Below are 11912 nucleotides of genomic sequence, written 5' to 3'. Positions count from 1 at the left end.
CTCCCACCGGGGCATCCGGGGATTCAAGGCTTTTCGCCGGGCAATTCAGTTTTTACCACCGCACAGGCAATGCCTTGCTTGTGGCTTGCATGTGGCTTGCCACCTGCTACTTGTCATTCGGGTCCAGCGGCAATGTCACCCGCCTTGGCCGGCCACTGTCCGCCGGGAACTGCACGAAGGCGCTGCGGATCAGGTAAGGCATCGCCGCCTGCAGGGACGCCCCCTCCGCGCGGTGGTTCGCCGTGACCTGGTAGACCCGGCGGCCGCTGGCGGCATCCTTGAAGAACACGCGCAGCGTGGACTGGGTGACCGGCACATCGCGCACCGTGGTCACCGGCGGCCAGTAACCCGGGCCACCCCAGCCGTACGGGCCCCAGGGGCGATAATACGGCCCCCAGTAAGGGCCGGGGGACCATGGGTCGACGTAGCTGGTCTCCTGGATCCGCATCAGCCGCGAGTTGCTGTCGTATTCCATGCTGACCAGGTAATGCGCCTGCGGCCGGGCCACCTGCTCGAAGCCGATTCCGGAGAGCGCCTGCGCCAGCCACTGCTCATAGGTCTGGTCCTCGAGCTGCGGCTCCTGGCCGCTGGTGCGATCGAAGGCATAGGTGCGCGGCGGATCGTTCTGCCAGTCGCCCTGGCGAAAGGCCGTCACCTCGGTGGTGACAGTGCTGGCGCAGCCGGACAGCAGCGCCACGCCGAGCAGCGCCGCGCCCGCCATCAGGCGGCCACCGCGCCAGCCCTCGCCGGCTATCCGGCCCCGATCCTGACCGAGGTTCGCCAGCTTCCCGAGCGTTGCCAGCCATCGTTTTGGCATCATGCCTCTCATCGATTCGTTGTCCATTGTGTGATTCTGACCGTGCCGGGCCGGCGGAATTCCGTCCCGGTCGGCCGCCAGCGCCGCGCGCCCGAGCCGGGGCGCCCGCGCTTGGCTACAATGGGTTCTTCAGTGCCGTGGCACGCGGCCCGGCAGCGGCTCCCACCCTGCCCGCCTGCCGTGACCATGGCGACCATGCCGCCCCAGGTGGCCCCCAGAGGACAGGATTCCTTCATGCTGCGCACCGACACGCCCGTTACCGTCCATCGCAAAGACTATACTCCGCCGGCCTTCGCTTTTGAGCACGTCGACCTCACCCTCGAGCTCGACCCGGCGCGCACGGTGGTCACCAGTATCCTGCGCTTCACGCGCCAGGCGCCCGGCCCGCTGGTGCTGGCGGGCGAGGCACTGGAGCTGCTCGGGGTTCGCCTCGACGGCAAGCCGCTGGAAGGCGCGCAGCAGACGCCCGACAGCCTGACGCTGCCCGAGCTGCCCGCGCAAGGCACGCTGGAAATCGCCACCGCCTGCCAGCCGGCCGCCAACACGTCGCTGTCCGGCCTCTACGTTTCCAATGGCAACTTCTTTACCCAGTGCGAAGCCGAGGGCTTCCGCAAGATTACCTATTACCTGGACCGCCCCGACGTGATGTCGACCTTCCGGGTCACGCTGCGCGCACAGCGCGCGGCCTACCCGGTGCTGCTGTCCAACGGCAACCTGATCAGCGAGCGCGAGCTGCCCGACGGCCGCCACGAGGCCATCTGGGAAGACCCGTTCAAGAAGCCCGCCTACCTGTTCGCGCTGGTGGCCGGCAAGCTGGAATGCATCGAGGAACGGATCCAGTCCGCCTCCGGCCAGGAGAAATTGCTGCAGGTCTGGGTGGAGCCGCAGGACCTGCCCAAGACGCGCCATGCCATGGATTCGCTGATCCACTCGATCCGCTGGGACGAACAGCGCTTTGGCCTGGAACTGGACCTCGACCGCTTCATGATCGTCGCCGTGGGCGATTTCAACATGGGCGCGATGGAGAACAAGGGCCTCAACATCTTCAACACCAAGTACGTGCTGGCCAATGCCGAGACCGCCACCGATGCCGATTTCGGCAACATCGAATCCGTGGTCGGGCATGAGTACTTCCACAACTGGACCGGCAACCGCGTGACCTGCCGCGACTGGTTCCAGCTCTCGCTCAAGGAAGGCCTGACGGTGTTCCGCGACCAGGAATTCTCGGCCGACATGATGGGCTCCGAATCCGGGCGCGCGGTCAAGCGCATCGAGGACGTGCGCATGCTGCGCCAGGTACAGTTCCCCGAAGATGCCGGCCCCATGGCGCACCCGGTGCGCCCCGACAGCTACGAGGAAATCAACAACTTCTACACCGTGACGGTGTACGAGAAAGGCGCCGAGGTCGTGCGCATGTACCAGACCCTGCTAGGCCGCGACGGTTTCCGCAAGGGCATGGACCTGTACTTCCAGCGCCACGACGGCCAGGCCGTGACCTGCGACGACTTCCGCGCCGCCATGGCCGACGCCAACGGCCGCGACCTGACGCAGTTCGGCCGCTGGTACAGCCAGGCCGGCACGCCGGTGGTCGCGGTGCGCACCGCGTGGGATGCGGCCACCGGCACCCTGGCGCTGACGCTGTCGCAAACGAGTCCCAAGGTCGGCATCGAGACGCGCCCCGGCACGCCGGACAAGCTGCCCTTCCATATCCCCTTCGCACTGGGCCTGATCGACGCCAGCGGCGCCGACCTTGCGCTGCAGCTCGAAGGCGAAAGCCAGCCCGGCGCCACCACGCGCGTGCTGGATTTCACCGAGGCCGAGCAGACCTTCCGCTTCATCAACCTGCCGCGCGGCGCCGAGCCGCCGCTGGCCTCGCTGCTGCGCGACTTCTCCGCGCCGGTCATCATCGACGCCGAGTACAGCGAAGCGCAGCTGACCTTCTTGCTGGCGCACGACAGCGATCCGTTCAACCGCTGGGAGGCCGGCCAGCGCCTGACCACGCGCGCGCTGCTGCAACTGGTGGCCCAGGGCCAGGCCGGCGGCGAGCTCCGGCTCGACCCGGCGCTGGTGGCCGCGCTGCGCACCGTGCTCAACGACCAGCAACTCAGCCCCGCCTTCCGCGAGCAGGCCCTGACGCTGCCGGCCGAGGCTTACCTCGCCGAGCGCATGGGCGTGGCCGATCCGGCCGCCATCCACCGCGCCCGCCAGTTCATGCGCGAAGCGCTGGCGCGCGCGCTCAAGGCCGACTGGCTGGCCGCGTTCGAGGCCAATGCCACGCCGCTCGCCTACAGCCCCGATGCGGTGTCCGCCGGCAAGCGCGCGCTGCGCAACCTGGCGCTGGGCTACCTGGCCGACAGCGGCGACGCCGCCATGCAGGCGCTGGCCGAAGCGCAATACAAGGCCGCCGACAACATGACGGACCGCTTCGCCGCGCTCAGCGCCATGGTCAACACCTTTGCCCCCGGCCGCGAGGCCGCGCTGGCCGATTTCTACCAGCGCTTCGAGCAAGACCCGCTGGTGATCGACAAATGGTTCTCGCTGCAAGGCACGCAGCGCGGTACCGTGGGGCCGCAAAGCGCCGGCCACAAAGGCAAGCACACCATCGACACGGTGCGCGCGCTGATGCAGCATCCCGCCTTCAACCTGCGCAACCCCAACCGCGCGCGCTCGCTGATCTTCAGCTTCTGCGCGGCCAACCCGGCGCAGTTCCACGCCGAGGATGGCTCGGGCTACGCCTTCTGGGCCGAGCAGGTGCTGGCGCTGGACGCCATCAACCCGCAAGTGGCGTCACGCCTGGCGCGGGTGATGGATCGCTGGCAGAAGTACGCCCTGCCGCTGCGCGACCGCATGCGCGCCGCGCTGGAGCAGGTGGCGGCGGCCAGCGACCTGTCCCGCGATGTGCGCGAGATCGTGAGCAAGGCGCTGGCGCCGTAAGGCAGCGCCGGGCTGGCCGGGGCGCGGTTGGCGGCACCGCGCCCCGGCCCCGCCGACAGTACCCCACGGGCCGGTGGCATTGGCCTGGCGGGCTGGCGCCCATGTAGAATTGCGGCCATTCAAGGAGAATCCCCATGAGTCGCATCAGCCTCACCCGCTACCTGGTCGAGGAGCAGCGCAAGCACAACACGATCGAGCCCGAACTGCGGCTCCTGATCGAAGTGGTGGCGCGCGCCTGCAAGGCCATTTCCAACTCCGTGAGCAAGGGCGCCCTCGCCGGCATCCTCGGCTCGGCCGGCACCGGCAACGTGCAAGGCGAGACCCAGCAAAAGCTGGACGTGATCGCCAACGAAGTCCTGCTCGACGCCAACGAATGGGGCGGCCACCTCGCCGCCATGGCGTCCGAGGAAATGGACAGCTTCTACGAGATCCCGAACCGCTATCCCAAGGGCGAATACCTGCTGCTGTTCGACCCGCTCGACGGCTCGTCCAACATCGACGTGAACGTGTCGATCGGCACCATCTTCTCGGTGCTGCACATGCCCAAGCCGGGCCAGACCGTCACCGAAACCGACTTCATGCAGCCCGGCAGCCGCCAGGTCGCCGCCGGCTACGCCGTGTACGGCCCGCAGACCACGCTGGTGCTGACGGTCGGCAACGGCGTGCAAATGTTCACGCTGGACCGCGAGGCCGGCAGCTTCGTGCTGACGCAGTCCGACGTGAAGATCCCGGAAGACACCAAGGAATTCGCGATCAACATGTCCAACATGCGCCACTGGGCCCCGCCCGTGCGCCGCTATATCGACGAATGTCTGGCCGGCGACGAGGGCCCGCGCGGCAAGAACTTCAACATGCGCTGGATCGCCTCGATGGTGGCCGACGTACACCGCATCCTCACGCGCGGCGGCATCTTCATGTACCCGTGGGACAAGCGCGAACCGGAAAAACCCGGCAAGCTGCGCCTGATGTACGAAGCCAACCCCATGGCGATGCTGGTCGAGCAGGCCGGCGGCGCGGCCACCAACGGCCATGAGCGCATTCTCGACATCCAGCCGGAAAAGCTGCACCAGCGCGTGTCGGTGATCCTCGGCTCGAAGAACGAAGTGGAACGCGCCACGCGCTACCACCAGGAGGAGAAAGCGGCCGGCTGATTGCGGGCAGCTTCATTGATCTGTCAAGTCCTGACATAGGTTGACAGGTTTTGTGGCGCCGTGGGCGCCTAGCGTTCCAAGGTAATAGACGCCCGATGAACCTCATCGGGCGTTTTGTATTTCAGGGCTTGATGGGGGCGTTCACGGTTATAGATCTGTACGGACTCCTTCACCATGCGAGCCGCTTGCTGCAGGTCAGTTGGTCGGTTCAGCAGGAATTCGCTCTTGAGGATGCCGTTGATGCGCTCGGCCATGGCGTTCTGGTAGCAGTCGTAGCCGTCGGTCATGGAACAGGTCAAACCGTGCCGCTGATGGATGGCCTGGTAGTAGGTCGCGCAGTATTGAATTCCTCGATCCGAATGATGTACCAGCGTCTGCCGGGTCCGGCGCGAGCGTAGTGCCATTTTCAGCGCCTGGCTCACCTGCTCGGTCTGCAGGCTGTCATGGACATGGTAGCCCACGATCTTGCGCGACCAGGCATCCGTAACAAGACTCAGATAGACGGTCTGCTGGGTGGTGGGAAGGTACGTAATGTCAGCGACCCAGACCTGCTCGGCCGCCGTGGGCACTACCTTCTGCGGCCCCTCCTTGAGAAGATTGGGATGGCACCGGAAACGGTGATGGCTGTTAGTGGTCTTGTGATACGCCCGATGCGGTTTCACGAGCAGCCTGGCTGCGCGCAGAACATCAAATAGCCGGTCTCGGCCCACCCGGATATCTGCCTTCGCCAGCGGCGCCTGCAGAACCCGCTGCAGTTTTCGCGTGCCCAAACGGGGTTGGCGCAGCCGCACTTCGGTGACCAATGCGCAGATCCTGGCGTCTCGGGCCGTTTGTCGAAGCTCGCTGTGGCGGCGCTTGTAGTACGCCTGGCGACTGATGCCAAAGTAACGGCAAGCCCTGCTAACGCTTAGCCCTTGGACGAGCTCTTGCGCGAGGACTTGCCCGAAGGCTTTTTTACGACGCGTACCCCGTGCTCCTTCTGAATCACGTCGATCACTGCTTCGAACAGTCGCGCCTTCTCCTGCGCCTCGCGCAACTGGACTTCCAGTTCCTTGATGCGCTGCTCCGGCGTGCGGGGCTTGGCTTTACCTTGCTTTTCCATCGTCGCGTACCGGGCGCCCTGTGGCAACGAGCCGCTCCAGTCCTGTAGTCCGTGCTTGCGTAACCATACCAGCACCGTGGACCTCCCCTGGATTCCGTACTTGTGTTGCGCCTGCTTGTACGTCAGTTCGCCTTTTTCCACTTCCTCAACGACCGCCAGCTTAAAAGCCAGCGTGTAGTCGCGTTGGGTTCGTTTCCGATCTATATCCAAGACACTCTCCTCATTGCTGCGGGAAAAGTGTCAACCTTAGTCAGGACGGGTCAATCCGACGAAAAAGGGACGCCGCGGCGTCCCTTTTTCCATCGCTTGACCCCGCTATCGCGCCCGCGCGGCAACTTTGCCAGGCGGCCAGGGCGTAGCGGACGCGCCCAGGACCGGCTTGCCAAGCAGGGGCGTTGACAACGCGTAGGCGCCGTTCTCGGTGAAGGCCCAGATGATATTGCGGTCGTACTCGGTGTAGATCGCGAACACGCCTTTGCCGAGCGTGTAATTCGGCAACTCCGTCTCGTCCGCCAGCGCGGGCACGAAATAGCCAGCGATCGTCGCCTTTTCCGGATGGCTGACGTCAAAAATCTGCACGCCGGCATTGTAGAAAGAATAGGGAACGATGCCTTGGCGCCATTGGCCGGGCTGGCCGATGGAGTTCGCGCGCTTCGGGCCGAAGTTGCCGCCACGCTGGCAGAAGCTCGTGAATGACGCCCCCTGCGGCACCTGCGGCTGCGGCAGTTTTCCGGCCACCTTCAAGTGAGACGGATCGCGTGCGTCGACGACGAAGATGTCCTTGTATGGCTCATAGCAATCGCGGTTCATCGGATAGCCGCCGGTCAGGACATAGCCCGTGCGCGCGTACTGGCTGACATCGGCGTTGTCGTACTCGGTACCGGCAAAGCTGGGCGGCGTATTGACGTTGCCGAGCACCTTCGGCTTTGCCGGGTCGGAAAGGTCGAACGAATAAAGACCGAGGCCACCCATCGCGCCGAAGCCGATCTTGCCGCCGTCCTCCAATGGCTTGGGCAGGAAGATCGGAATGCGCGCTCCCATCCACGAGGTACGGTTGCCAGCCCGTTGATTCATCAGATAAGCCTGCTCGTGGGCTTCGTTACCAAGGATTTGCCCCGGCACCGAGATCTGGGAAACAAAGGTCGGATTCGCGGGATCGGACATGTCCCAGACCTGATAGCCGGGCGAGTAAAGATAGTTGGGGTACTCGGTCAGGCCATACGTGTCATCCGGCGCCGACGCCAGGATCATGTACTTGCCGCCATGGTATTCAGGCGAATCGAGCGATCCGGACCCCTGCTGTTGCCCGACCGGCGCATCGGGGTGCCTGTAGTCGGTGGTGCGGGTTGCCAGCAACCGCCACTGGCTTGGCAGCGGGCCATCCATCGCGAAGACCTTGAACCCTTTCAGCGAATTGTAGCGACGCTGCGCCGCGACCTGGTCAGGCTGCTGGGTCTTGTCAGTCATCAGGCCGTAGCGTCCGATTTCAAACGACGCGACGAGCACCGCCTTGCCCAGTGTCTTGCTCCAGGCAATGGTCGCGCCGCCCAGGTAGTCGTCGACGGTGCGCGGATCGTAGTTCTCACTCGAGCCTTTCGGTCCCCAGACGCCGCCCTTGGAATAGACCACCTTGCCATGGGCGGGATCGGTGATGTCCATGATCCGCAGATAGTCCCGGTCATGAATGTAGAGGTAACGGCGCCCCTCGAAGTCGGCGATGTTGTTCCAGGCATGGAAGGGTGAGCCAACGGCGGGATAGAAGGCCAGAACCTCGACGTTCTTGGCAAAGCTCTTCTTGTCCCATGCGGTCATTTCACCCGGGAAGCGCTGCCCCTTGTGCACTTCGGGCGTCGCTTTCGGCCAGACGAACTGTCCCGTGGCCGGATCCATCCCATAGTCGACACCCGGCTTGAGCGGCGCGGGCGAGCGATCGGGCGTCAGCCGCAGCCAGGCGGCGAGATAGGGATCCTGAACATTGGGCGTGCCCGGCGTCATCTGCGTTGCCGGTGTCACCGGCGTTCCCAGCGTTGCGGAGGCCACAGGCGCCGCCGTTGCCTGCACCGTGTCCGCGTTTGCGCAAGCCATCATGAATATGGCCGCTGACGCTGTCCCTGTTGCCAGGACTGATCTGAACGTTCTGATTCGAAGCATGGCTTCCTCCTTTTGTATCAACAATTTCCTCTCCCGCCGGACCAGGGCCGCCGCATCGTTGCCGGCGGACTGCGGCGCGTTCCTGGCCACCATGTCCGGGCCGGGCGCTCAAAACGCGTGGCGAATGCCGATGGCCATGCCGGACGGGTTCTGCTGGCTGGTAGGCGAGGCCGAGAACGTGACCGGATAGCGGATCGGGCTGTCATGCTTGTGCTGCACGTGAGCGTACGTGGCGTAGATCTCGCTGCGCTTGGACAGGCTGTAGATGTAGCCAAGCACGAAGCCGTTGGCGTCCGACAGCTTGGTGTTGTTGTCGTCCTTGCGATGAACGAAGCTGGCGTAGAAACGGTTCGACGGGTTGAGCCTGTAGCGCGCACCGATCTGGATATCCCAGCCTTTGGACTGGAAGTCCGCATAGGGCGGATACGCGTAGTAGCCGTTGTAGGTGTGGTAAACCAGCGTCGGCTCGAAATCGCCGAACTTGTAGGCCAGCGAGGCGTAGTTGTCGCGCGCCGAAGGCACGCTGCCGGCGTTGTAGATATTGCGCGTGTAACGCAGGTCGCTGACGATGCCCGCGTAAAGCTTGTCGTCGCGGTACTCGAGGCCGGTACTGAGGTAGCGGCCGGCCCGGGTGGTGTCCTCCAGGCCGGTGGTCACCATGAAGCGCCCCATGAACCCGTAGAAGCGCGGCGTGTTGTACTGGATCGAATTATCCACGCGGTAGGCCGCGTAGAAGAACTGCATGTTGCTGACCATGCTGTAATCGGCCGAGAAGCTCGGGTCGGCGTAGCCGGCGATCCAGTATGACGGCGTGTTCTGGCGGCCCATGGTCAGCACGCCGAAATTGTTGCTGTGCAGACCGACAAACGACTGGCGCGCCTGCGCCGTCGCCGTGCCGGTATCGGCCGAGAATTGTGGCTCGTAGGTGAAGATGGCTTTCAGGTCGCTGCTGAGCACTTCCTGCCCGCTGAAGTTGATCCGCGACGAGCTCAACTGGCCGCTGGACACGCGATACACCGAGCCCCCCTTGCCCGACTGAGCGAGGCGCTCCACGCTGATGTCGACGAAGCCTGACAGCCTGACCCAGGACTCCTCGGCACAGACCTGCGCGCCCCCCATTGCCAACGCGCAGGACACCATGGCCCGGGCATACGACACCTTGTCAGCTCTTCTCATTTCCTCTCCTCTTCCTCTTTTGTGGTTGGCCGCCGCGCTGCACGTGCATGTGTGCATGTGCGCTGGCTGCACCGGCTGGCACTTGCCGGTGCCCTGGTCATGCGCGACCCGCTTGCTCGGGGCCTTTCTTGCGCAGTGTTCAGCCGCAGTATGGAGAGGGCTGGCATGCGGCGAAAATGAAATATTCCGCCTTCGGGATGCCTTTAATTTATGGCCAGGAACCGCGGAACGAGCGCCTCCGCACCGCCTCCATGCGATGGGAAAACAGCCTCGTCCGTGCTGAAAAAACCCACGTTGCGCCAGCGCTCCGGCGAGTGCGAATGACACTCGCTCGGGTCCGGCGCAAGCGCTGATCTGCCCGCTTGCCCCCCTGCTTGCCCCCTCCTTTCTTTTTCTTTTCTCCTACTTTTTCTCTTCCCACGTGCCACAGCCATGCCGCTGCCATCGCGTCGATACCGCTGCGCGCTAACAATGCGCCTCACCGCACACTTTTCACATTTTTGCACTCACTTCCAACTAAGTGTATACACATATTACAGTATGTTTACAAATAGATAGTATTTGTACCTCAACAATAAGGAGACACCATGACCACGCCCTGCCCTGGCCGGCGCGCCGCGCGCGCCATCTCTCGCTTCGCCGCCCTGCCCGCGCTGGCCGCCCTTGCCGGTGCTGTTCCCGAACTCGCCCGGGCGCAAAGCGACAGCGTGCAGATTTACGGCTTCATCAAGGAAAACGTGGAACAGGTGCGGCTCGCGGGCAACGGCCGTACCGCTTCGGTGTCGCGCCTGTCGAACGATCTGTCAGTGCTGGGTTTCCGCGGCCGCGAGTCGCTCGGCGGCGGGCTGGAAGCCTTCTTCCAGATCGAGACCAACCTGCGCATGGATGGCACCGGCACGTCACAGATCGGCGACCGCAATACCGGTGTAGGCTTGCGCAGCCCGTGGGGCCAGATCCTGATGGGGCAGTGGGAAATGCCGCTGCGCTTCGTCTCCGTGTACAAGGTGGACCCGTTTACCGCGGGTATCTTTGCCTCGAACTCCATCATGGGTAACGGCTTCACCACGGCCGCCAACGGCGCCGCGCCAGAATCGTTCGACCGGCGCCAGAAGAATCTGGTGCAATACAGCACGCCGCACTGGGGCGGCGTCTCCGCACGGCTGGCCCTGTCGATGCCCGAGGACCGCACCCCCACCACCAACCCGATCGCCTGGTCCGGCCTGCTGTCCTATGAGGACAAGAGCTGGTACGTGGCATGGGGGCATGAGTATCACGGCGACTACTTCTACAGCGGCTCGCGCGACCACGCGGACCGGCTCGGCCTGGTGTACGCCTTTGGCGGCACCAAGCTGCGCGGCGCCTACGAACGGCTCTCCTACGAGCCGGCGCCGGGCCAATCGGTGCGGCGCGATGCCTGGCAGGTCGCGGCCACGCATGCCATCGGCGCGCATGAGTTCCGCGCGTCGTACATCTCGGGCGGCAACGCCCACGGCAGCAGCACGGCGGCGGTAGGCGGCATCGGCCTGCCGGGCACGGATTCCGGCGCCTGGCAGATTTCGCTGGGCTACGGGTACACGCTGTCGAAGCGGACCGAACTGTGGGCGGCATGGACGCGCCTGGTGAACCACGCGACGGCGCGCTACAACCTCTCCGGCAATTCCGTGCCCGGCCTGAAGCCGGGCGACTCCGCCACCGGCGTCGGGCTGGGGATCACGCATAAGTTCTGAAGCAAGGCCGTGCGCGGCCGTTTCGAATAAAAAAGGGCGCACGATACGGTGCGCCCTTGCTGCTGCCTTTGGTGCTGGCCTGGATGTGTGCCTAGTTGCGCTTGGCCGCACCGTCGGCGCGCTGCGCCTCGATCAGCTCCATCACATTGAGCGTGAGGCGCGTGGTGTGGCTGCGCATCGCCAGGTAGGCCTCCTCCGGCTGGCCCGCGAGAATCGCCTCGACAATCTTCTGGTGCTCCCGGTGCGAGGTCTCGAAGCGGCGCTCCACGCCGGACTGCGCGGCGCGGAACGGTGCCAGCCGGTCGCGCAGGTTCTCGACCGCGGCCATCAGCGTCTCGTTCTGCGTGCCCTGGCAGATCAGCTGGTGGAAGCGATGGTTGAGCTCCAGGTATGCCTGCGCATCGCGGCGCTCGCCCACGGCCTCGGTCTGCTCGTGCAGCAGCTCCAGCTGGCGGCGCTGCATGGCGCTCATGCGCTGCGTGGCAATGCGGCAGCAAAGGGATTCCAGCTCGCACAGCGCTTCCAGCATGTCGGCCAGCTGCGCGGCGCCCACATTGGCCACCACGCCGCCGCGCCGCGGCACGAGCTCGATCAGCCCGCGCGCGTCCAGCAGGCGCAGCGCCTCGCGCACCGGCGTGCGCGACACCTGGAAGCGCTCCGCCAGCGCGGGTTCCTCGAGCCTCTCGCCAGGCGGCAAGGTGCCAGCGATGATTTCATCGGCAAGCTTCTGGCTGATTTGGGCGGCAATGGTGGTCACTGTTGTCCTTGTGTCCTGGTCCTTGATCGAAGCGTTCGGCATGGCGAGCCCCCGGCTTGGGGCATCGCAAGGCAGCCATTGCCCCGGATATGGGCGC

8 protein-coding genes are annotated in these 11912 nt (G+C 64.9%); 3 read left to right on the top strand and 5 right to left on the bottom strand.

The window, feature by feature from the left end:
• Positions 1-106: 106 nt before the first annotated feature.
• Complete coding sequence (locus tag RR42_RS05205) at positions 107-721, bottom strand: DUF4136 domain-containing protein (RefSeq protein ID WP_043351423.1); 615 nt, start codon at positions 719-721, stop codon at positions 107-109.
• Positions 722-1051: 330 nt separating this feature from the next.
• Here RR42_RS05205 and pepN point away from each other — a divergent pair, with 330 nt between their 5' ends.
• Together pepN and RR42_RS05195 are read left to right on the top strand one after the other, a co-directional pair.
• Positions 1052-3751 (top strand): aminopeptidase N, encoded by a 2700-nt coding sequence (pepN, locus tag RR42_RS05200; RefSeq protein ID WP_043344641.1) that lies wholly within the window; start codon positions 1052-1054, stop codon positions 3749-3751.
• Positions 3752-3885: 134 nt separating this feature from the next.
• Complete coding sequence (locus RR42_RS05195; protein WP_043344640.1) at positions 3886-4902, top strand: class 1 fructose-bisphosphatase; 1017 nt, start codon at positions 3886-3888, stop codon at positions 4900-4902.
• A gap of 68 nt (positions 4903-4970) precedes the next feature.
• On the opposite strand, the gene RR42_RS05190 is transcribed toward RR42_RS05195, so the two are convergent.
• From RR42_RS05190 to RR42_RS05175, 3 genes are all read right to left on the bottom strand, one after another.
• Positions 4971-6214 (bottom strand): IS3 family transposase gene (locus RR42_RS05190; RefSeq protein WP_144409723.1). Its coding sequence is split into 2 segments (ribosomal slippage): positions 4971-5858 and positions 5861-6214, totalling 1242 coding nucleotides; the frame shifts between segments, so codons are not numbered across the junction.
• Positions 6215-6319: 105 nt separating this feature from the next.
• Positions 6320-8248 (bottom strand): hypothetical protein, encoded by a 1929-nt coding sequence (locus RR42_RS05180; RefSeq protein WP_236701986.1) that lies wholly within the window; start codon positions 8246-8248, stop codon positions 6320-6322.
• Between the two features lie 15 nt (positions 8249-8263).
• Positions 8264-9331, bottom strand: coding sequence for a porin (locus RR42_RS05175; RefSeq protein WP_236701985.1), 1068 nt, complete (start codon positions 9329-9331; stop codon positions 8264-8266).
• A 587-nt stretch (positions 9332-9918) separates the two neighbouring features.
• On the opposite strand from RR42_RS05175, the gene RR42_RS05170 reads away from it, so the two are divergent.
• Positions 9919-11058 (top strand): porin, encoded by a 1140-nt coding sequence (locus RR42_RS05170; protein ID WP_043344638.1) that lies wholly within the window; start codon positions 9919-9921, stop codon positions 11056-11058.
• A gap of 91 nt (positions 11059-11149) precedes the next feature.
• On the opposite strand, the gene RR42_RS05165 is transcribed toward RR42_RS05170, so the two are convergent.
• A complete protein-coding gene (locus RR42_RS05165; RefSeq protein ID WP_236701984.1) occupies positions 11150-11857 on the bottom strand; it encodes a GntR family transcriptional regulator in 708 nt (235 codons plus the stop codon).
• Positions 11858-11912 lie beyond the last annotated feature (55 nt).

The sequence above is a fragment of the Cupriavidus basilensis genome, assembly GCF_000832305.1.
Lineage (GTDB): Bacteria > Pseudomonadota > Gammaproteobacteria > Burkholderiales > Burkholderiaceae > Cupriavidus > Cupriavidus basilensis_F.
The sequence above is the reverse complement of the archived record's forward strand: the minus strand, read 5'-3'. Positions and strand labels throughout refer to the sequence as shown.